At 30.2% G+C, this 23,079-nt stretch carries 18 protein-coding genes and 1 tRNA gene; 7 read left to right on the top strand and 12 right to left on the bottom strand.

Annotation, left to right across the window (positions count from 1 at the left end):
• Positions 1 to 28 precede the first annotated feature (28 nt).
• The 5 genes from NOVO_07705 to maeA form a co-directional block, all read right to left on the bottom strand.
• Complete coding sequence (locus tag NOVO_07705) at positions 29 to 421, bottom strand: Transposase (GenBank protein ID AIL65877.1); 393 nt, start codon at positions 419 to 421, stop codon at positions 29 to 31.
• Between the two features lie 89 nt (positions 422 to 510).
• Entirely contained in the window at positions 511 to 1,359 is an 849-nt protein-coding gene (rarA_2, locus tag NOVO_07700; GenBank protein AIL65876.1) for a Replication-associated recombination protein A, read from the bottom strand.
• Between the two features lie 43 nt (positions 1,360 to 1,402).
• Positions 1,403 to 3,133, bottom strand: a complete 1,731-nt coding sequence (argS, locus tag NOVO_07695; protein ID AIL65875.1) for an Arginine--tRNA ligase — start codon at positions 3,131 to 3,133, stop codon at positions 1,403 to 1,405.
• Positions 3,134 to 3,622: 489 nt separating this feature from the next.
• Positions 3,623 to 5,257 (bottom strand): hypothetical protein, encoded by a 1,635-nt coding sequence (locus NOVO_07690; protein AIL65874.1) that lies wholly within the window; start codon positions 5,255 to 5,257, stop codon positions 3,623 to 3,625.
• Positions 5,258 to 5,599: 342 nt separating this feature from the next.
• Positions 5,600 to 7,147, bottom strand: coding sequence for a putative NAD-dependent malic enzyme 2 (gene maeA, locus NOVO_07685; protein ID AIL65873.1), 1,548 nt, complete (start codon positions 7,145 to 7,147; stop codon positions 5,600 to 5,602).
• Between the two features lie 413 nt (positions 7,148 to 7,560).
• Between maeA and NOVO_07680 the strand changes: the two genes are divergently transcribed.
• A complete protein-coding gene (locus tag NOVO_07680; protein AIL65872.2) occupies positions 7,561 to 8,529 on the top strand; it encodes an Ankyrin repeat protein in 969 nt (322 codons plus the stop codon).
• Positions 8,530 to 8,709: 180 nt separating this feature from the next.
• Here NOVO_07680 and prfA read toward each other — a convergent pair whose 3' ends face one another.
• Complete coding sequence (gene prfA, locus NOVO_07675; protein AIL65871.1) at positions 8,710 to 9,801, bottom strand: Peptide chain release factor 1; 1,092 nt, start codon at positions 9,799 to 9,801, stop codon at positions 8,710 to 8,712.
• 184 nt (positions 9,802 to 9,985) lie between these two features.
• On the opposite strand from prfA, the gene dksA reads away from it, so the two are divergent.
• Positions 9,986 to 10,417 (top strand): RNA polymerase-binding transcription factor DksA, encoded by a 432-nt coding sequence (gene dksA, locus NOVO_07670; protein AIL65870.1) that lies wholly within the window; start codon positions 9,986 to 9,988, stop codon positions 10,415 to 10,417.
• A gap of 495 nt (positions 10,418 to 10,912) precedes the next feature.
• Here dksA and NOVO_07660 read toward each other — a convergent pair whose 3' ends face one another.
• Positions 10,913 to 11,527: a hypothetical protein gene (locus NOVO_07660; protein ID AIL65869.1), complete on the bottom strand. Its 615-nt coding sequence runs from the start codon at positions 11,525 to 11,527 to the stop codon at positions 10,913 to 10,915.
• 35 nt (positions 11,528 to 11,562) lie between these two features.
• Between NOVO_07660 and NOVO_07655 the strand changes: the two genes are divergently transcribed.
• Positions 11,563 to 11,638 (top strand) — tRNA-Thr (locus NOVO_07655).
• Positions 11,639 to 12,278: 640 nt separating this feature from the next.
• On the opposite strand, the gene pld_1 is transcribed toward NOVO_07655, so the two are convergent.
• The 5 genes from pld_1 to dsbD all read right to left on the bottom strand — a co-directional run bounded on the left by pld_1 (position 12,279) and on the right by dsbD (position 18,127).
• Positions 12,279 to 12,878, bottom strand: coding sequence for a Phospholipase D precursor (gene pld_1 / locus NOVO_07650; protein ID AIL65868.1), 600 nt, complete (start codon positions 12,876 to 12,878; stop codon positions 12,279 to 12,281).
• Positions 12,879 to 13,247: 369 nt separating this feature from the next.
• Positions 13,248 to 14,132: a hypothetical protein gene (locus NOVO_07645; GenBank protein AIL65867.1), complete on the bottom strand. Its 885-nt coding sequence runs from the start codon at positions 14,130 to 14,132 to the stop codon at positions 13,248 to 13,250.
• Positions 14,133 to 14,596: 464 nt separating this feature from the next.
• Positions 14,597 to 14,797 carry a hypothetical protein gene (locus NOVO_07640; protein ID AIL65866.1) on the bottom strand — a complete coding sequence of 67 codons (201 nt, stop codon included), beginning with the start codon at positions 14,795 to 14,797 and terminating at the stop codon, positions 14,597 to 14,599.
• Between the two features lie 167 nt (positions 14,798 to 14,964).
• Positions 14,965 to 16,311: a Signal recognition particle protein gene (gene ffh / locus NOVO_07635; GenBank protein AIL65865.1), complete on the bottom strand. Its 1,347-nt coding sequence runs from the start codon at positions 16,309 to 16,311 to the stop codon at positions 14,965 to 14,967.
• A 43-nt stretch (positions 16,312 to 16,354) separates the two neighbouring features.
• Positions 16,355 to 18,127 carry a Thiol:disulfide interchange protein DsbD precursor gene (gene dsbD, locus NOVO_07630; protein ID AIL65864.1) on the bottom strand — a complete coding sequence of 591 codons (1,773 nt, stop codon included), beginning with the start codon at positions 18,125 to 18,127 and terminating at the stop codon, positions 16,355 to 16,357.
• Positions 18,128 to 18,280: 153 nt separating this feature from the next.
• On the opposite strand from dsbD, the gene NOVO_07625 reads away from it, so the two are divergent.
• The 4 genes from NOVO_07625 to NOVO_07610 all read left to right on the top strand — a co-directional run bounded on the left by NOVO_07625 (position 18,281) and on the right by NOVO_07610 (position 23,067).
• Positions 18,281 to 18,865 (top strand): hypothetical protein, encoded by a 585-nt coding sequence (locus tag NOVO_07625; GenBank protein ID AIL65863.1) that lies wholly within the window; start codon positions 18,281 to 18,283, stop codon positions 18,863 to 18,865.
• Between the two features lie 200 nt (positions 18,866 to 19,065).
• Positions 19,066 to 19,827, top strand: coding sequence for an Ankyrin repeat protein (locus NOVO_07620; GenBank protein ID AIL65862.1), 762 nt, complete (start codon positions 19,066 to 19,068; stop codon positions 19,825 to 19,827).
• A gap of 21 nt (positions 19,828 to 19,848) precedes the next feature.
• Positions 19,849 to 21,306: an Ankyrin repeat protein gene (locus NOVO_07615; protein AIL65861.1), complete on the top strand. Its 1,458-nt coding sequence runs from the start codon at positions 19,849 to 19,851 to the stop codon at positions 21,304 to 21,306.
• A gap of 60 nt (positions 21,307 to 21,366) precedes the next feature.
• Positions 21,367 to 23,067 carry an Ankyrin repeat protein gene (locus tag NOVO_07610; GenBank protein ID AIL65860.1) on the top strand — a complete coding sequence of 567 codons (1,701 nt, stop codon included), beginning with the start codon at positions 21,367 to 21,369 and terminating at the stop codon, positions 23,065 to 23,067.
• The last annotated feature ends 12 nt before the right edge of the window (positions 23,068 to 23,079 follow it).

The following is a 23,079-nucleotide window of genomic DNA, read 5'->3' as shown; positions in this document are numbered from 1 at the left end:
CTATCAATTCCACTCTCATCAATATAAACTATATCTTCCGCTTTATAGTTTGCGATAGCTGCCAAAAATAATTGCCGTTTTGCTTCATCCCGTTCACGATAGAGTGTGGTCTTTTTTTTCGTGTGATCCCCAAAGTCTTGAATGCCAAACAGATAGCAGCTGTAGACACATTAAAAACCTTTGCAAAATCAGATAATAGCCAATTGCTGTTTTTAGACACCTCGTTTAATAATTTGATTGGATCAAGCTTCTTCCATGGCTTAGCTGCTCGTGTGGCTGCTAAATTCCCGGATTTCGATCTCGATAACCATCTATAAATTGTTCTTTCACCTATGCCAAAAATTCTTGCAGCTTCTTCTCTGGTATAACCTTTATTAACATAGTGAATTACTTTTTTACGTAAATCTAAGGAATATGCCATTGCTTCTACTGTTTTGGGTTTATGAGCTTTTTAATATATCATATATCATGTCTTTATCAACTTAATTTACTATATATCCCTAGCTCTTATTATATACTCTTTTTTTCTTCCATCAACCCTTGAAATTGTACACCTAGCCAGTATAGGCTAGCATTTACATCAGATCCACGTATAGATTTATGTAATGCACTAATTAAATTATAATGGCTATCTCTAGATTTATCATATAGAGGGGTACGTTTTTGCAGAAACTCCCGTAGTTTTAAGGAGGTGAATAATTCCTGGTTACCTATTGCAAAAAGTTCCTCACACATGTTAAGTAGATATCTACCGTCACCATCAGCCATATTGATTAATAGATTTTTTGCCTCTTCATTTAAAGGTAATTTGAGATTAATTAATTGTTCTGCTCTTACCATAATATTTTTTAATGCTTCATCAGACAATCGCCGCACTTCTAAAACCTTACAGCGTGAAAGGAGGGCGCTATTTAATTCAAAAGAGGGATTCTCTGTGGTAGCTCCAATCAAAATAATGGTACCATCTTCAATATACGGCAAAAAAGCATCTTGTTGAGTACGATTGAAACGATGGATTTCATCAACCATGAGTAGAGTTTTTTGCTGAAGTTTTTTGCGCTGATTAGCTGCATTAAAAATTTCTTTTAACTCTGCAAGTCCGCTCGTAACAGCTGATACAATTTCAAAATGACTACCACTTTGGCTAGCTAGAGTACGCGCTATAGTAGTTTTACCAACGCCTGGGGGACCCCATAATATAATACTTTGAATATTACTGCTTTTAAGCATACGGTTAATTGTACCTTCTTTATTTAATAGATGTTCTTGCCCAAAGATGGTATCAAATGTATTAGGACGTAGTTTATCTGCTAAAGGTATTGAAAACTGCTTGCTACTTTGCCAATTTAAAAGACTCATAATGATAATATTTATGTAATTAATTTCCTATATATACTAAACCTTACATTTTCTCTACTACCTGAATACCTAGAAGTTCTAATCCTAGTTTCAAAGTTTTTGCTACTAATAATGAAATAAGTAGACGACTGAGTTTTATATCTTCTTCTTTACACTTTCCGATATGACATGATTCATAAAAATTATGAAATAATGATGCAAGCTCATAAAGATAGTTACATAACAAATGAGGGGTTAATTTTATTTCTATAGAACGAATAATGTCTGGGAATTCACTGATTTTTAAACATAACATTCTTTCTATATCATTGGTAATGATAATATTACCTTTAGCATTAATAATATTAAAGTTTTCTTTTCTAAATATAGAATGAATTCTTACATAGGCATTTTGCAAATAGAGGGCTGTATTACCATTAAAAGCTAGCATTTTTTCCCAGCTAAATACATAGTCTTTATTCAGGTCATTACTCAGATCAGCATATTTTAATGCACCTATTCCTATGCTATTTGCTAAGTTTTTCAGTTCATATTCACTTAATTCAGGATATTTTCGTTTTAAGCTATCAGTTGCCTTATTTTCTGCTTCTTCGAGTAATAAGTTTAGCGAAATAGTTTCACCGCTTCTAGTTTTAAATGGTTTATGATCTTCCCCAAGTACGGTTCCAAAAGCTATATGGTTGAGTTCAGTGGTACTGGGATTAAGCCAATTAGCATATTTTAAAGCAGAAAATAACATAGCAAAATGCTGCTTCTGCCTCATATCAGTTACGTATATTATTCTATCAGCGTGGAGAGTATTTAGCCTATACTTCGCAGCAGCAAGGTCCGTTGTATGATATAAATATCCCCCATCAGATTTTTGGATGATCATAGGCAAAGGATTTTTATCTTTATCATAAAATCCTGGTACAAATATAACTTTTGCTGATTGACTTTCTTCTGCAATGCACGTATTAAGCAGTTCCTTAACTATATCTGGTAGCATAAAATTATAAAAGCTTTCGCCTCTTACATCTTGCTCAGTTAATAATACTCCTAGTTTTTTAAATATGCTATTAAAATGCTGATAACTTATTTTACTAAGATTTTCCCAGATACTATAAGTTTCTTTATCATGCGATTGAAGTAGTGTTAATCTTTTTCTTGCTCTTAATTCAAAATTTTTATCATTATCAAACAATTCTCTTGCAGCTTTATATGCTTGATTAAGTTCACTTATATTATTGAACTTAAGATTATCTTCAATTATGTACTGTATTAAGAAACCAAATTGTGTTCCCCAATCTCCTGTATGATTTTGCCTAATTACATTATGCCCTAAAAATGTTAAGATCCTAGCAATAGCATCACCAATAATTGCTGAACGTAAATGTCCTACATGCATTTCTTTTGCTACATTTGGACTTCCATAATCTACTACTATTGTTTTAACATGTGGGGTAGAAACTATGCATAGTCTAGGATCATTTAAGAAAGTAGATAGATAAGATTGTAAGAAATTACTATCTATTTTAATGTTAATAAAGCCTGGTTTGGAAGGTTTTACTGTATAATATATATCATTACGTGATAAATTTGTACTTATAATTTCTGCTATTTCCAAAGGATTTTTTTTGAGTTCTTTGGCAATAATAAAACACGCGTCAACTTGATAATCAAACTCTTGTAAAGCTAAATTACTGCGTATTGAGAGAGTACTGAGAGAAAGATTGAATAGTTTATTTATCGTATCAATAAAATCTTGTTCTATTTGGTATTTTAGATAATCCATTGGTCGTTTATGCCTTATTATTATAGCCCTAAAATGTTATTATATTTGTGATGATTTAAGAAAATTTATATTTACTTATATCATATATACTTGAACAGTACAGAAATTTTTATAATGAAATAATGGTGAGTATAAGAACTTTTTATATTTATAGTTTTTTGATTTGAGCTTGCGGACACAGTTAGCTTAAAGCTATCCTACTATTTGTCATACTACCAGACAAAAAATTGTAAGAAAGAATATAGCAAAAAATATAATATATCTTTCACTTCTCCCCTAAGGGAGAAGTCGCGAAAAACTTTAGTTTTGAGCGGATGATGGAAATATTAAATAATTAAATCTACTAGCCCTTCACCTCTCTGAATCATAGATTCATTAGGATCCTCCCTTCAGAGAGAGGTAAAAATTGAGATTATTATTTCTTTTCGCTATACTCGTACTTCCAGTTTTATCTAGTAATAATAAAGTATATACACTACTATTTTAATATTATTGTATAATTATACTATTACCTAGGCTTTTATTAATACTATTGTGACTTGCTCTGACTAAATTCCTCCAAAAATTATTAATGTTAGTGGGTAGATTACAGTTAGATGTATGTGATAAAGTATTTTCTTCTTTAGAAGGCATATCACTTAACAATTGCTTGATAGTAGTATTATTAGAAGGATATGCTTCTTTCTCTTTTAATTTAAGTTGTAAATACTCGCTTAGAATAGATTCATTTTTTACTAAATCTTTTTGTGATATTCTTAATATGTAAAACAGTTCTTTGTCTTTTTCTACTATTGAGTTACTTAATCTTAAACTTGAGGGTAAATCAAAATGATATCCATCAGTTTTGCCATCATCAATAATAATCATACAATTTTCGCTGTGAACAAAAATACCAAATGATTTGATGCTATCAATGGATCTTTTTTCATTTTTATATTGTATTTTATTTAAAGCATGGCAGATTTTATTATGAATATCACTTAGGCCATCATTTTTGATAAAATTATTTAAACTTTGATTAGCATGTTTTACTAGTTCCTCATGTAAAGAGGCGCCGGCTTGTGCTACATACCAAATTTGATATAAATCTTTTATGCCCCATACTTTTTTATCAACTTGTTGTAATTGTGCTGTAAATAGATCATGCACTGGGCGACCAACTAAAGAATAACTAAAGACCAGATTTGACAAATCTTTAGGATGAAAATCTTTTAATTTTTTTATAGCAGCATGCTCAAAAGACTGCCAAAAATCTTCGGCAGGAGTATAACCAGCTAAAGCTATAAAATATATACTTTTTGACAATAATTTTGTATCTAAATAAGGTAATTCAGCAATAGCCATTTTTTGCCATAATTGTATTAGATCACTAGACACATTATGCTTTAATTTTACTAATAGTTTTATATTATTTAATAATTCTCTATAACCTAAAGTAGGTGCTAGAGAATTCCTATTGGCTTGTTTAGGTTGTTCTATATTTTCTACTGCTGGAGTATTTTGGAAAAAAAACTCAGGTAAAATATCTCTATACACCTTTTTTAATAGATTATTATCTTGTGGATATTTATTTAAAATCTTATCAGCTTTTTCCTTTTCCCAGTTTATTAAAAGATTTTTGCAATATGTATAGACAGAATTAGGGAGCATATATTCTATCATATTTAGTAAATAATCATATTTTAAAAACATTATACTCTCTGGTAATGGAGTAGGTTGCTTAGGTTGTGGTACCGTAAAATTACAATGTTTAAATTTATTTATTGTAGCGTTTTCAAAATTTGCTAAAAATTTTATAGGTAATAGATAATTATTTTCAGAAGCAATGTTTAATATTAAGCTGAGTTGTTGAAGATTAAAATTTTCAATGTATTTGTCAGCATTTTTACACCATGCAGTTAAAAATGGTATAGATTTTTTAATGTTATTGCTCTCTATAGGAGAATCCTGAAAAGCCTTGATTATACCTAATAATTGTTCTTGGTTGAAACCTTCTTCTTCCATAACGGTTTTAAAATTATTGATATTGGATATCAAAAATTTTGGATTTTTTGATTCTTCTAAAGATTGAAATAATTTATTTGGTGTTCTTTTTTTTGTAAAAAAGTTTAATTTTGTGCTCACAATGTGTACTCACTATTATGTTATAATTGGTTTAGGCATATTATTTAAATATAATTTAGAAGTTTATAGAATATATATATATAAATCAATAAAATATTTTAACTATTATAAATATTTTCTTAATAATATTTAAAAAAATATGTTTATGTAACCTATAGAAGGTTATAATAAGATAAATGCTAGATTTTGCACAGTTTTTCCTATGTAGTTTCATGATTTGAATTAGCATATGCGTTCTTCTCCGCTAACCTAACAAAAAGTATAGGCTCGCTCATCATTCCTATCTGATAAGGAAGCTGAAAAAGCTATAAATACGCAAATTCAAATGTTTTTACTATAGATTTAATAATGAGGAACATAAAAGTTCTTCATTATATATTTATCAATTTCTTCGGGCATATCAATTGATGCTAAGTTGTGTTTAACAATATAATTAGCAATACTCGAAGCTACATAGAGAGATGTTGTAATGATCTGTTCCATAGGAGGATAAATACACCCTGATTTTAAGTTATCTTCTGTGACTAATTCAGCTACAGCCTTTGCCGCCACAATAAACATTTCTTGTGTAACTCTCTTAGCTTTAGTAATAAAAATAGCCATTCCCATTGCAGGAAATATATAGATATTATTTCCTTGTCCAGGAATAAAAACTTTACCATTTAAGGATACCTCCGGAAAAGGACTACCACTAGCAAATATAGCTCTACCATTTGACCATTTATAGGCTTCTTCAGCAGTACATTCAGAACATGAGGTAGGGTTAGAATATGGAAAAATAATAGGACGTTCGTTAATTTTTGCCATAGCTTCTATAACCTGTTGATTAAATAGTTTAGGTACTGTGCTAACTCCTATAATACCTGTGGGTTTTAATAGATTTATAGCATCTATAAATGTATCTATACTTGGTATATCGTGAGCAAAAGGTTTTTGAAATTCTGTTATGTCAGAACGTGATTTAGTAATTAGTCCATTTATATCATATAAAATATTTCTTTCTTGAGCTTCTCTAATCTCCATTCCCTCTAAAACCATACTTTCAGCAATAAGAGATGCTATACCCGTTGCTGCAGCCCCTGCCCCCATAAATAGAAATTTTTGCTCATTCAAAGTTTTTTTAGAAATTTTTAAAGCGGCGAATATTCCTGCCAGAGCAGCTGCAGCTGTTCCTTGTATATCATCATTATAACTACATATTTTCTCCTTAAATCTATTAAGTATAGAATAAGCATTGAAATTGGCAAAATCTTCCCATTGGATACAACAATCTGGAAAAAATTCCTGCACTGATTCAACAAATTCTTCGATAAATAGCATATATTCTTCATCTCTGACTCGAGGTTGTTTTAATCCAAGATAAAGAGGATCGTTTAAAAGTGATTGGTTGTTTGTTCCAACATCAAACATTACTGGCATACAATATTTTGGAGGAATACCCGAACATAAAGTATATAATCCTAATTTTCCAATAGAAATACCCATTCCCCCTACTCCTAAATCTCCTAAGCCAAGTATTCTTTCCCCATCAGTTGCAACGATAAACCTTACTTCCTTTGTTGGCCAATTTGCTATCAATTCTTTTACTCTTCCTTTGGCATTAATTGGGATATATAAACCTCTAGAACTATGAAAAATATGATCAAATTTTTGACATGCTTCACCTACCGTAGGAGTGTATATAAGGGGAATAAATTTTGCCGGATTAGAACGGAGTACAGCATAAAATAAAGTTTCATTACGGGTTTGTAGATCAGAAAGCATTAAATATTTTTGAAGATTATCATTTAATTTATCTAATGAATTAACCATACGCATAATTTGTAATTCTAAAGTCATAACGCCTGGTGGTAATAATCCTTCTAACCTTAAATTTTTACGTTCTAACAAAGAAAAGGCTGTGCCTTTATTAAGATAAGGACTATATAAAATATCTACACCATTTATACTATTCTATACTATTCATAACTTATCCACTATCAAATAAATTGACAAAAGTAAATAATATATTTTATTTATTAATAAAGTATTAATTTAAATTATAATAAATTAAGCGAAATTAGGTAAATACTAAGCATAATCAATTAATTATGAATATGAGAAAAATTAAAGATAAAAATATTATAGTAAAAGAAGTTGAATATTGATTACTTACCACAGATAGAGCGAAGAGCTAACTGAGCAGGTAAATTCAAATGTTTTTATTATAGATACACAAAATTAGTTAATACTTGTTTACAAATATTAAATAATATTATATATTACTAAAATAATTTACTATCTCTTAACAATGGTATAACAAAATGTTAACATTACAAGAAAAAGAATTTTTAGATGCAGTACGAACAGGCAATATAAGTAAATTAGAAGCTATGCTTCAATTGTCTCCACAGCTAATTATCATAAAAAATAATCATGGATTTACAGCAATGCACTTTGCTGCTCAGGGTGGCCAGAATGTAACTATAGAGTTTTTAGTTTCAAAAGGTTTAAAGCTAGATGACAAAACTAACGCTGGAGCTACAGCAATGCACCTTGCTGCTCATGGTGGCCATAATCATACTATAGAGTTTTTAGAAAAAAAAGGCTTAAAGCTAGATGACAAAACTAACCATGGATCTACAACAATGCACTTTGCTGCTCAGGGCGGCCATAATAATACTATAGAGTTTTTAGTTTCAAAAGGTTTAAAGCTAGATGACAAAACTAACGATGGATCTACAGCAATGCACTATGCTGCTCATGGTGGCCATAATCATACTATAGAGTTTTTAGAAAAAAAAGGCTTAAATATAGAGGAAAAAGAGAATTATGGAAATACACCTTTATCTCTTGCTATTCAACTTAAGCAAGTCCATACAGTACAATTTTTACAAGCAAAAATAGCAGCAAGACAGCTATCTACATCCGCAATATCTTCTACTTCTAATATTAACAATCTTCATTCTGGAAATCATACTACTATTCAACCTAATTTATCTTCTTCTAATAACAATAACGCACCTGCAAATTTAATAAAACAAATTCAAGATTTAACTAATGATAATGAGAAACTAAAAAAATCTAACCGTAATAATGAAGCATTGTTAATAGAAAAAGATTTAGAAATATTACAATTAAAATCTAAATTAGAGTTTGCAGAACAATTACTTAATCGATATATGGGTAATACTCTTGCATTCACTCAAACACCAATTCATGAAAAAAATACTACTACCACAACCACCACTTCAGCTCTTCCCGATCAATTCAGAGAAGTAAATAATAAATAATAATAATAATGCTAATCAACCATTATCTAATATTAAATCTGAAACTTCTAATTTAACTTTTCAAGAGCGAGAACATAGGAAAAGAAGTGCAAATTCATCTGAGATAGGTAGTAATAAAAATTCACGCACGGGATAATTATACTACCTGGACAAAAAGGGTGAAGTAGTGAGTAAAATATATTAGTCTATATTTTCAGATAAACGTGCTGCTTCATCAGCGGACACTAAGGCATCTACAAACTCATCTAACTTACCTTCATTAATAATATCATCCATTTGATAAGATGTAAGGTTAATGCGATGATCGGTTACTCTGCTTTGAGGAAAATTATAGGTACGAATTCTTTCAGATCTATCTCCAGAACCGACTTGTCCTTTTCTTTGAGCAGCACGTGCCGACTCTTTTGCCATACGCTCCGCTTCATACAGTCTAGCTCTTAATATTTTGAGGGCTTTAGCTTTATTTTTATGTTGAGATTTTTCATCTTGCTGTTGTACAACTATACCGGTAGGTATATGTACTATTCTAACTGCGCTATCTGTGGTATTAACCGATTGCCCTCCAGGACCACTTGCCCTAAATACATCTATACGTAAGTCTTTTTCCTCGATACTGATATCAATTTCTTCAGCTTCAGGAAGTACAGCAACAGTAGCTGCAGAGGTATGTACCCTACCCCCAGCTTCGGTTGCAGGAACTCTTTGTACACGATGTACCCCTGATTCAAATTTTAACTTTGAAAACACGCCATTTCCTGAAATTAAGGCTTGTGCTTCTTTATAACCACCTATACCTGTATCACTTAAAGATAATACTTCAAATTTCCATCCTTTTTTATCAGCATATCTTTGATACATATAAAATAATTCTGACGCAAATAGAGCGGCTTCTTCCCCGCCCGTACCAGCCCGTACTTCGAGTATAGCATTTTTTTCATCATCTTTATCTTTTGGCAAAAGAGCTAATTTAACCTCCAGCTCTAGCTTAGGCAAAGCAATTTTTGCTGTTTTTAATTCTTCTTCGGCAAGTTCAAATAACTCTTCATCATCCTGAACATTTTGGGTCATTTCAGTTAATTCAGCAATATTTTTCTTAAGCTGATTAAATTCAGATATTTTTGCTACTACTGGCGTAAGCTCTGCATACTCCCTAGAATATTGGATATATTCATTACTTGCTGGATTTAAGCTATCACTGGATAATTTATTTCCCAATTCTTCATAGCGTATTATAATTCTTTTTAAATTATTCTCAAAATTAGTTTCATTCATAAATTTAGATTACTTATATTTAAAATTACAGAATGATGAGTATATACACAACTTAGGTAGTGTCAATATACACTATATAAGCAAGTTTTTTAAAAACATAATAATAAATTTATAATAAATGCTTGCTGTATGATTAAGCTATGGTTAAATTAAAATAAAATTTTCTATAGAAAGGGAAGAAACTATGCCAAAAATAGATTTGCCTGAAGGATATAAGCCAAGTGAAGATGAAGATTATATGAATCCAATGCAACTTGAATATTTTAGACAGAAATTATTATCTTGGAAAGAAGATATATTAAATGGTTCAAGAGAAACTTTAGAACATTTACGCGAAGAAAATTGGCATGAACCAGATTTTAATGATCGTGCTTCGGTTGAAAGTGAAGCAGCTCTCGAACTAAGAACCAGAGATAGAGATCGTAAATTACTTGATAAAATTGAAGATGCTTTATTACGTGTAGACACAGGACAATACGGCTATTGCGAAGAAACTGGAGAACAAATAGGATTAAGAAGGCTTGAAGCTCGCCCCATTGCAACTTTAAGTATAGATGCTCAGGAAAAACATGAGCGCCATGAAAACCAGTATAATGAAGATGATTATGACGATTAAACCATACATAATTCAAGGATTCTGTTATAAAAACTATGTAAATTAAGACAAGGATAGGAGGTGGATTTGTGATAGCCTCCTATTACGGCTTTTTTTGAAGCCTGTGAAAAAATCAGCAAATTATTCAGGATTAAAATAATGCTGTATAATATCGGTAAGAGTCTCAGATTTTAAGGACATTTTTTTAGTCATAATTTTGCTCCATATAAGTTGATTAATTATGATTCTTGGCACCTAATATCATAATAAAACAAAATCTATAATTCCAGCTATTAATCTTTGCTTAAATCTTGGCGGTACAATAAGATTATTATTTAACTTTTGTGCATAATCTATTGGTTTAGTATTTATTATCATTTAAAACGTCTACTTGATTGGTTCATATATTCATCTATCTATTACCCAATCATCATAGCTTGTATATACAAACTCCCCAAATTCTCTTGACAAGTCAAGACTTGGATTTAAAGTCAAGACTTGGATTTAATAGCTTTTTTATATGTTCAATAAAATTAAGCTTGCTATTATTACAAGTATATGCTTAAAAATAATCATTAATTTTTTACAGGTAAAATATATGCAATCATTTATAAAAATTCTAAGTGATATAATTCCAATAGTATGCTTTTTTATACTATATAAAAAATTTGATCTTGTCATAGCTACCACTGGATTAATTCTGATAACTTTGATTATCAATATTATTACATTTCTATTTACACGTAAATTATCTATTTCTTCCTTAATATCTTCTGGGTTATTAATTGTAATGGGAGGTATAACTGTTTTTACTGGAAATAGTAATTTTATTAAATTAAAACTCACTATTATTAATGTAGTTTTTGCAGCTATTTTGTATGTTGGTACCTTTTTTAATAAAGGATTATTAAAATATTTATTTGGCAAAACCTTAAATTTACCTGAACAATTTTGGGTTAAATTTTCTAAAAGATGGGCATTATTTTTCCTTTTAGTTGCGGTAACAAATGAATTTGTTTGGCGTAATTTTTCTGATGATATATGGGTTAAATTTAAAGTATTTGGAGTATTAGGATGTACTATAATATTTATATTAAGCCAGATACCCTTTTTATCCAAAGGTGTGGCCATAACAGAAAATAATCCTTCAAAGCATTAAAACATAAGCCGATGTAGCTCAGCTGGTAGAGCAACTGTTTCGTAAATAGTAGGTCGCAGGTTCGAATCCTGTCATCGGCACCAGGATTTCTTTATTCTTCTAAAAATTAATACTTTATAATTAATAATATAGTGCTACTTTTAAAATAAATAATATAAAGTTTTTAAGATATAATTTTAGTAAAAAAAATAATTTATATTATTGTTAGTTTTATTAGAATTGCTTTACTTAGAGCCTAGGTGTATAGTTTCGAGGGTTGATGGTTAGGATTAATTCTAAAGCTTTTAGCATTCTGTTGATAACAAGTCAAGATCATTTTCCAAGGGGTTTTTCTAGCAATAGTAGAAAGCCTTTTAGCATAATTATAAGCCATCACAAAAGCTTGCAGATGATCATCTAACTCTTCTTTACTACTATAATGATATTTCTTGATCGTAGCTTCCGATCACTGTAATTCTTTTCTAATTGCGTACGTGGTCTTGGCACAGCCATGTAATATTTGTCCCATAATTCCTCTCGATTACATATCTCTCTTGCTCTTATTATATAGCTTCTTTTTAATCCTTTAACCCTTGAAATTATACAGCTAGCCCCAAATATAACCTTTAATATTAAAACTTACTGAACAAATTATACCTATAAATAGAGCAATATGCACTACTCTATTCAATACTTCCAGAAACATCCTTACTTTATGTAAAAAACTTGTCCACCACCATAAAATTATTGAACATCCCTAATCTTTATAATAGTTTTACTACCCGCCTGTTTTCTAGATAGCCAATTCTGGAAATATTGCTTAGCTACAGCTGAATCATTGATAATTATAACATTTTCTGCATTCTTAAGATCAGCATTCTTACTAAAATTAAAGCTGCCAGTAATGACAGTATGCTGATCAATAATCATTACTTTATTATGAGCAATACCCGGTACATAATCTATCGATACATCAATGCCAGCTTCTTTTACTTTAGGCATTTGTGAATATTTAGAATATAGGTTGCTTTTATCTAGTAATATTGCCACCTTTACACCTCGATTATAAGCAGAGATTAAAGAATCTGCTATACCTACATCAGTAAATCCATATGCTTGAACGTAAATACTTTTAGTAGCCTTATTTATAGTTTCAATTATTACTTTGCTGCAGCCAGATGGGGGAGTGAAACATGTAGGAATTCTGATAGGCTGGCTTATAGTATTATTATGGGTAAAACTTGGTAATGGATTACATGCTGCTATTCCTATCATTATTCCTACAATAAGAGAAAAAGTAATATTACGTACTTTAGATCTATAGGCTAGTTTTCTTTTACTCATATTAAAACCCAATATATTTTATAAATGTTGATATTATTACCAAGAAACATTATTGTTTCTATTATAGCAAGTATTCCAGTTAAAATTCAGTTAAATCTCCTGGTATTAATCCCTCCAGCCTTTGCATAAAGTAAAACTTTAGTTGCTAGATAGTTACTACTGCGATAAATATTAGGATAAACATTGTAAAGGAACAGAAGAATTAAGAGAAGAAGAGCCAGGTTATGATATAAAAATTGGCAAAAAGGCTTGCTTTCAAGCGGGACTTATCTTAGCACATATTAGCCGGTAATATTGAGGTTTATGGAGCTGTAGATACTAATCAACCCGAGCATCCGTTAGTAGTCAAGAGAAAATATAACAAGGTTATTAGGAATATCTTATAAAAGAGATATCATTTCCTTCCCGAGAGGATTTTACTCGTTCTTGAAATGATAGTTTATTTTGTAATATATTTTTTTGGTAAGCAAACTTATCTATTGCAAAATTTTCTCTGGCAGCTTCTACTCCACTAATAGATTTATATAAAAGAGTATCTAATTCTTCTGCAATTTTATCCATTATTTTTTCATCTATTTCAACAATGCGTGATAAATATTGTTCTTTTAATTCTGGACTTATAGTATTTTTTCTTTTTTCTATTTCTCCTATATATATAGTTAATAACAAGGCTGTATTATTTGCTAATTTTAAGTTGCCATTATTATATTCATTGATGATGATATTGAATATATCACACAATTTTGACGTTTTGTTTTGATCTACACTTGAGTAATAATAGAATGTATATAATACATCTTGAGCATGTTTTCCAAATAATATTTCTAATAACTTCTGATCTAAAGTTTGGTTTTCCAAATTTTTTTGGATCAATCGTTCAGAGTCAATCCATGCTAATTTTATTTTAAAAAATTCATTTTCAAAAAGGTGCCGTATTGTAGGATCATTTGTCATTTTTTTGTAGATTAAAGATTGCATATGTCCTAAATCTTCATACAAAAATATACATTCTTCTACATCGGGAGAAATTTTAAATCTACCATTTAGCTCCATAACTATGCTAATCATTCCCATATCTTGTAAAAGTTCAAGAATTTTCTTAACATATATAAAATTATTTTCATCAGTTTCCAAGGAAGTGATAGGCAATGCTGGTAATACTATATCATTTAACCCAGCTTCTCGATATAAATAATTTATAATCTCTTCTATACCATTAAGTTTTACTTCTCTAGATATTATTAAATTTTCCATAATCTTTGTTTTTTATTTAGTTAATTTTTATTAATAAATATAATATAATCTATTTATTAATATAATAAAAGTATTATTTTAATTAAAAATTTTGTAATAATATAGTAAATTAAGTTGTAATTGGGACGAGGCCAGATAGAGCAAAGCGTAGAGATGCTATTGTAGGTAACGAACAACAAAGTAATATTTAAATTACCACAGCTATAACCTCGTCCGCAAGTTCAAATCAAGAAGCTATAGTGATACAAGATTAGCAAGATAAAACTTTTATTATAATTATGTGCATCAAGCATAATAAGCTGGCAAAAATATTTAGACGATTACAGATACTTTAAGTTTGAATATGAAAGATAAAAAAGAAAAATAAAAGAGAATAAAAACAGGATAAAATGATAACATAGAAAGTAATATCTAGCCTAAGATATATAACCTGTAATATCAGAGGCTATAATACATATACAAAATTACTTCTTAATTTTAGACCAAGCAGTTGGATTACCATCTGTATCAAATGCAAGTGTGCCATCTTCATACTGAACAGCCATATATTTACGCATTTCCCCAATATAAAGAACAGGTTTAACTTTTTTACCATTAAAAAAGATTTCTTTTGCTTTTTCACGGGCGACCGGGTTATTTTTACTAGCTGTTTTAGCTTTAGCCATATTAATACCTTCTAAAAAACTTATTTATGTATATAGTGAAAACAGTTGACCAATAATACAAGGCAACCAGCACAAAACCTACAATTAACAGTATGGCAAAAAGACAATGTATGCAAAAGTTCAAATGTTTTTACTATAGCAGTTTCTATATAATTCATATCTAAAAGTCAAGAAAAAATTTTACCTAATCCACCACGTAATAAAGCACTTTTATCCATTTTACCAAATTTTTTGACCATATTACTCATTTCATAATATTGTTTTAACAACCTATTCACATCTTGAACTGTCATGCCTGATCCTAAAGCGATACGACGCTTACGTGATGCATTCAAGATTTTAGGATTGCTTCTTTCATGTGGAGTCATTGAATAAATTATTGCTAGTTGTCTTGCTAAGGCTTTTTCGTTAATATTGGCATTCGAAATCTGATCTTTAATTTTTTTAACTCCAGGTAACATAGTTAAAATTGCTGACAATCCCCCAATTTTATTAATATTTTTTATTTGCGATGCTAAATCATTTAAATCAAAGTTACCTTTACTCAATTTTTTAGTTAATTGCTCAGCTTCTTTTTGATCTACTATTTGGGCCGCACGCTCTACTAAGGAGATTACATCACCCTTATCTAAAATTCTTGAGGCAATTCGATCGGGATAAAATTCCTCTAATTCTGTTAGTTTTTCACCTACTCCTAAAAATTTAATTGGGCAGTTAGTAATAGATTTTAAACTTAATGCAGCCCCTCCTCTGCTATCACCATCAACCCTAGTTAAGATCAAACCTGTTAATTGTAATGTTTCATGAAAACCTTGCGCTACATTTACAGCATCTTGGCCGGTCATAGAATCTACTACTAACAAAATTTCTTTTGGATTAACAAGAGTTTTAATATCATTTAGCTCCTGCATTAAAGAATCATCAATATGTAATCTACCAGCAGTATCTAAAATGACAATATCATACCCTTCGTTATTAGCAATTTTTATACATCTTTTGGTAATAGCAGACGGAGACTCTCCCTCTATAATTGGCAGAGAGTCTACTTCTGCCTGCTTTGCTAAGATTTCTAGCTGTTGCTGTGCTGCAGGACGATATATATCTAAAGACGTGAGTAATATTTTTTTCTTGAGCTTTTGTTTTAGGCGGAGAGCAAGCTTAGCACTTGTGGTGGTTTTACCAGAACCTTGTAGCCCTACAAACATAATAAACACTGGTGGTGTAGCATTTAATTGTAGCTCAGCAAAATCACTACCTAAGGCTTCGATTAAATGATCTTGCACTAATTTAATTACCATCTGTCCTGGAGATACAGATTTTACAATTTCTTGACCAAGAATTTTTTCTTTTACCTTGGCAATAAAATCCTTAACAACTGGCAAAGCAACATCAGCCTCAAGCAAGGCTATACGTATCTCGCGCATTGTGTTATCAATATCATCTTGCGATAATATTCCACGTTTTGTAAGCTTATCAAAAATCTTTGTAAAATTATTACCTAAAGATTCAAACATTTATTTATACCTCGCTTTTTGTGCATATATCTTATAATATATATTATCTTTTGGCCTGATTAATAGCATTTATTAAATCATGGAATGTTAATAATTCAGATAATAATATACCATCAATAGCACGGGGGCCATATACTATATTAAATGGTAATCCAAATCTATTATAGCCTTTCATATAATCCATAATCTCTTTACGATTCTTATCTGTCAAATTTGCTCTCATAGCAACAATTTTATTATCTCTAAATATTTCTAAAAGCTTTTCTCGGTTTAAAACAGTATATTTATTCATCTGGCATATAATACACCATTCAGCAGTGATATCTACAACTACTACATTACCATTTGCAACGAGCTTTAGTATAGCATCTTTATTAAATTCCTGCCATACAAGATCTATATGATCTTTATGTATAGAATCATAATCCGCTATTTTCATGGGTATATAAAACATATAAAACATTATTAAGAAAGCTATTAAAAATTTGATTGGTATATATTTTAATAAAAAGCTATTAGTTTCCAATACAAATTTAAATAATATACATAATAAGAATAGCACTATTGCCGCTTTAATTCCTAACTGAATATATACAATATATAATAACCATAAAACTGTCATTAATAATAAGATACCCAGAACATATTTGACTTTTAGCATCCATGGGCCAGGCTTAGGTAAATATTTTATGCAGCTTGGAAAAATAATTAATATAAAATAGGGTAAAGCCATCCCACACCCTAAACTAAAAAATATAATTAATATTTCAATAGAGCCTTGAGATAATGCAAAACTAACTGCAGTCCCAAGAAAAGGAGCGCTGCAAGGTGTAGCTAAAATAGTAGCTATTACTCCGCTAGCAAAATTATTCATCATTTGCCTGGTAAGATTAGTATTAGAGGGATTAAATCCTGGGAAATAATTAAGGAATTTGCTTGAAATATTAATAGAAAATACTCCTAATAAATTACAAGCAAACAACATCATGATTACTACTAAAAAAATTATAAATAGAGGGTTAGTAAATTGTATTCCCCAACCAACTGTTTTACCTAATTTTGACATTAAAATTGTAAAAACTCCAAGTCCTACAAAAGTCATAACAATCCCAATAGAAGAGGCAAGAAAATTTAGCCTTTGATGTAACTTATTAGCAGCATTTTGATGATTAATAATAGCCAGTAGCTTTAATGACAATACGGGTAGTACACAAGGCATAACATTTAAAATAACTCCACCTAAAAAGGCTGTCAATATAACCAAAAGGAGTTGGTAATAATTATATGATTCATTATCAACAGTAAATTCTTGATCAGTGATATCATTAACTAACGTATCAACTTTTAAATCAAACATTACAGGTATACAACTTTCACCACATACCAAGTAATTTATAGCTAATTGCAAATCTTTTACTTCGGTTTGAGGCATTATAATAGAAATGGGAATAATAACCTTATTACGATATACATGACTTGTCAAACCATGGTTATTCACTTGTAACATAGGATTAGGCCAGTTAATATCCGTAATGCGCGCAAGGAAAGGTTCAATAATTTTTATACTAGTAGGAATTCCTATTTTCTCATCTTTATACCAATATATATACCAATCATTTTCAATATCAAAATGTAACTCTAAATTAAGGTGTGCATTATCTTCAAAAATCTTTAATTCTTTGGTTAATAACCGTAATTGCGAATGAGGAGCGTTTAACCACTTACCTACTACATAATTACTAGCATTTACTATCTCATGAGACAAACAAACACTAAATAAAATTAATAAAATAATTATTTTTCTTACTATATGCATTACAATTGAATTATTTAAGTTTAATCTATATAATTGTTTAGGTACTTGAAAATTAAAAAGACGATTAATATATAATATTTATAAACAGTTTTGTATAGACAAAACTCAGAATTTTGTGTTCATATATAAAGAATTTTAAATAGAGCTATTGTTATGGCCACTAATATATCAAATTATAATACTTATTGGGCAGGTAAACTTTTAATAGCCACACCCTCGATGCCTTTGGACTCTTTTTTTTCTAAAGCGGTAGTTTATTTACTTTCACATAATGCAAATGGCGCAGTAGGGATAGTTGTAAACCATACTGTTGGCAACGTAAACTGTTCAACAATCTTTAATTCTTTAAATATTATTCCATCTGAATTAAATAATTTTCCTCCAGTATATTTAGGAGGCCCTGTTGAAGCGGAAAAAGGTTTTGTCTTGCACACTAATGATTATAATAAAAATCCTTTATTTAAGTCTGAAATCGATGGAGTTTCGGTAAGTTCAGATATACAAATATTAAAAGACATAGCAACTGGCCAAGGCCCTGATAAAATTATTTTTGCCTTAGGTTATGCAGGTTGGCAACCTGGTCAATTAGAAGAAGAAGTTCTTAAGAGTAATTGGTTAGTAATGCCCTTCTCTCCTTATGTAGTCTTTGCAAATAATCACCTATCTAAATGGAATCTTGCCTTGGATGCCATGGGAGTTAAATCTTCACATCTTTCAGTTGAACTAGGGCATGCCTAGGTTATGTACACATAACCTAAATTAATTATCTCCCAGGCAAATAGCTCTCTTATTGCTTATATTCCTATCAAAGGTAAAAGTATTTTTACAATCTTTACAAAATTCATAATTAAAAAATTACACATTTATTAATAAGAATTAACTTGATTAATTATTTATATTATAATATTGTTAACAATTAATATTACAACATTATAAATATGGTAAAAAAATTGAAAGAAAATAATCCTCTATACCAAGCTTTTACTAATAAAAATTATCCTGAAATTGAAAAACTGTTATTTTCAGCTAACGCTAAAGAACTTATAAATATTACCTTTGAGGATCATGCAAATATTTTACATTTAGCTGCTAATAATGACTATCACCAAATCATATCTCGAATAATAGAGCTTGGTATTAATGTCGATAGCAGAAATATTAATGGTGAAACACCTTTACACTTAGCCGCAGAACGTGGAAATACAGAAACTATCATTACATTAGTTAATAATGGTGCAAGTCTTGGACTTCCTAGTCGTGCTGGCGATACTCCTTTACATTACGCTGCATTATTGGGAAACAAAGAGGCTACAGTAGCTTTAGTTAATCATGATGCTATAATTGAGATACAAGATGATTCAAATTATACTCCTATAGCAATTGCCCAAAAATACCACCATACAGAAGTTAAAGATATTTTGGAGGAGGGATTGGTAGTTGATCGATTACGTGATAGTAAAATAGACTTTAAAATAAATTACGCTGATAAAAATATAAGCGAAGTTTTACCTAGATTAGAGCATTTAATAAAAACCGATCCTTCACCTTCTCGTCTACGGAATCATAATAATATTCCTCAACCTATTAGATTAGCTTTATCGAACAATAACCAAAATTTTGAAAAAAAGGCAGATCAAACTTTCAGTTTTGCAGAAAGAGAGCAAGAGCGAAATAAAATAGCTAAAGCTCACGAGCGTTAATACATAGTATGGATATATAAGATGAAAGACAATAACTCTTTATTTCAAGCTTTTACTAATAACAATTATCCTGAAATTGAAAAACTGTTATTTTCAGCTAACGCTAAAGAACTTACAAATATTACCTTTGAGGATCATGCAAATATTTTACATCTAGCTGCAGAACATGGTTATGACAAGCTTATTCCTAGAATAATCGAGCTTGGAATTGATAAGGATAGCAAGAATAACAACGGAGAAACGCCTTTGCATTATGCGGCAAAGGAAGGAAAGAAAAAGACCATCATTAAATTACTTTATGAAGGAGCAAATGTTAATGCTGAAGATCATTATCGCTTCACTCCCCTGCACTATGCTGTCTTTCGTGGAAAGAAAGAAAATATTACTATATTAATTGAGAATGGCGCTGATATTAATATTAAAACTAACAACGATATAACCCCCCTACATTATGCGGCGCAGGCAGGAAATACAGAAGCGATTAATATATTAATTCACAAGGGTACAGAGGTAAATAGCCAAACTACAACTGGCGAAATTCCGCTACACTTTGCGGCAGAAACTGGTGAGAAAGAAGCTATTATAACTCTACTTAATAAAGGCGCCATAGTTGATATAAGAGATAATTCAAATCATACTCCTATAGAAGTTGCTCAAAGAAATAATTATCCGGACATTGCTACTATTTTAATTGGCGAATTGTTAATTACTAAATTATACCATAATAAAATAGACTCTGAAGAGAGTTATACTGAGGAAAATGTCATACAATTTTTACCAAGGTTAGAATTTTTATTAAAAACCAAAGGGTTACCGTCTCACTTACTTATTCCTAATAATATTCCTGAAGCTATAAGATTACAGATTATAAGCTTTATAGAACCATTTAACAATATAGAGAAAAACATACATGATGCTGTAGAAGTTCATTCTGCCGCTATTTTATATAAATTATATCCTGAACAATTTCCAAGTCCGCTGCCTTATTCTCATGCTTTAAAATATAAGGATTATATAATTAATACCAAAATATGTAATAAGCTATTAGAAAGCTATGAACAAAATCCACAGTTTAAGCCTGTTAATTTCTTTAATTGGATTATTGGTCCTGCAAATACTAACTCTGTCATAGAGCAATTAATTAGCTGTCGTAAAGAAGTTAAAAATATGTTCCGTAGTAGTGATAATATTGTCTTAACTCAAGATCAATGTAAGAACTTACTTTCTTTTAAGGAAACATTTAATTCTACTGAGACTAAAGCTAAATTCAAAAATCTACCTCATATGGAACCATCTAATATAATTACCCATCCAGAAAAAGACTTAGAACATGCTATTCAAAAAGAACCAAAAACTGAACAAATATCAGAAACTCAAACTCTGTCATTCCAAGAGAAAATTGCTTTAGAACGAATTTCATCTGAGCAACCTAAAATGGGTACATTCATTCTACCAAGAACGAACCAGAACCAGAGATGAGTAATAGATCAAAATTAACATTTACCACTGCATAAATAATAAATATTACGGATATATAAAATGACAGAAAACAATAGTTTATACCAAACTTTTATTAATAACAATATTACTGAGATTGAAACTATTTTATTTTCAGATAACACCAAAGAACTTATAAATACTACCTTTGAAGATGATGAAAATATTTTACATTTAGCTGCTAAATATGGATATGACAAGCTTATTCCTAGAATAATAGAGCTTGGTATTGATCAAGATAGTATAGATAATAAGGGCAAAACGCCCCTGCACTATGCGGCAAAAAATGGGAAGATAGAGGTTGTTAGGACCTTACTTCAGCATAATGCAGATGTACATAGCCAAGATAATAAAGAGCGGACCCCTTTACACTATGCTATAAATAAAGAAATTGTTATGATCTTAATTGAACATGGCGCAGATGTTAATGCTGAACAGGAAAATGGTAAAACTCCTTTACATTATGCTGTCCTTAATGACAATAAAGAAACTGTTATCACATTAATTGAACATGGCACAGACGTAAATGCGGAAGAAAATAATGGTGAAGCGCCTTTGCACTATGCTAGAAGTGAAGAGACTGTTACTGCCTTAATTGAAGGAGGTGCCAATGTGTATTCTACTACTGCGAGGAAAGAAACTATCCTACATACTGCTGCACTTTATGGAAATATAAAAGTTATCAGTACATTTATTAGACATGGGATAGATGTAAATAGTAAAACTGATAATGGCAGAACGCCCTTACATTATGCTGCAAAAAATGGGAATGTACCAACTATTATGATACTCATTAATAATGGCGCTTCAATTAACATGCACGATAGTTCAGGTAACACTTCTATAAAAATTGCTATAAACAATAATCATCAAGAAGCTGTTGAGACTTTGAAAACCGGATTGTTAATTGATAAACTATATACTGCTACACTAGACCCTAAAACAAATTACGAAGACCAAGATGTAATCAAATATTTACCTAGATTAGAGTGTTTAATAAAAACCAAAGGTTTACCACCTCACTTACTTAATGAAAATAATATTCCTGAACCCATTAGAGATGAAGTTATAAAACTTATAAAACCCTTTAAAAATATAGATCAAAACATACAAAATGCTGTAGAGGTAAACTTAGCTGCTATTTTAAATAGATTATATCCTGATCAATTTCCAACTCCTCTTCCTTATTCTAAAGCTTTAGAGCATAAAGATAGTAAGACTGACCGTAATATATGTAAAGCGCTTTTAAAAAGCTATGAACAGCATCCAGAGTTTAAGCCTGTTAATTTATTTAATGAGATGATTAATTCTATCAACAGACAAACTAGACAAACTGTTATCGATGCATTAATTAGTTGCTATTCAGATGTTAAGTATATGCTCATTCATCTTGATGGTACTGTATTAACCCAAACGCAGCGCAAAAATTTTGTTGCTTTTAAGGAAGTATTTAATTCTTCTAGAACAAAAGATAGAGCTTTAGATAATTTTAATGATATTATTAATATACAACAAGGTGCTTTGCAGCAATCCGAAGAAAAAATTAAGATTTTGCAAAATGAGCATACAAAATTGCAAAAAGATATCGAGAACTTACAGGATGATCAGAAAAAACTGCAAGAACAAATGACTCAATTACTTCAAGCGATTCCTAATCCAAAAAGACTCCCAGAACAAACTTTCAAGTTTGCTAAAAGAGAAGACGAACGGACTAAAATACCTAAAGCTCAAGAGCGTTCATAAAAGTATAAAACA

It is taken from the genome of Rickettsiales bacterium Ac37b, assembly GCA_000746585.2.
Taxonomy (GTDB): Bacteria; Pseudomonadota; Alphaproteobacteria; order Rickettsiales; family Arcanibacteraceae; genus Ac37b.
Note: the sequence above shows the minus strand (reverse complement) of the source record. Positions and strands in the feature narration are given on the sequence as shown.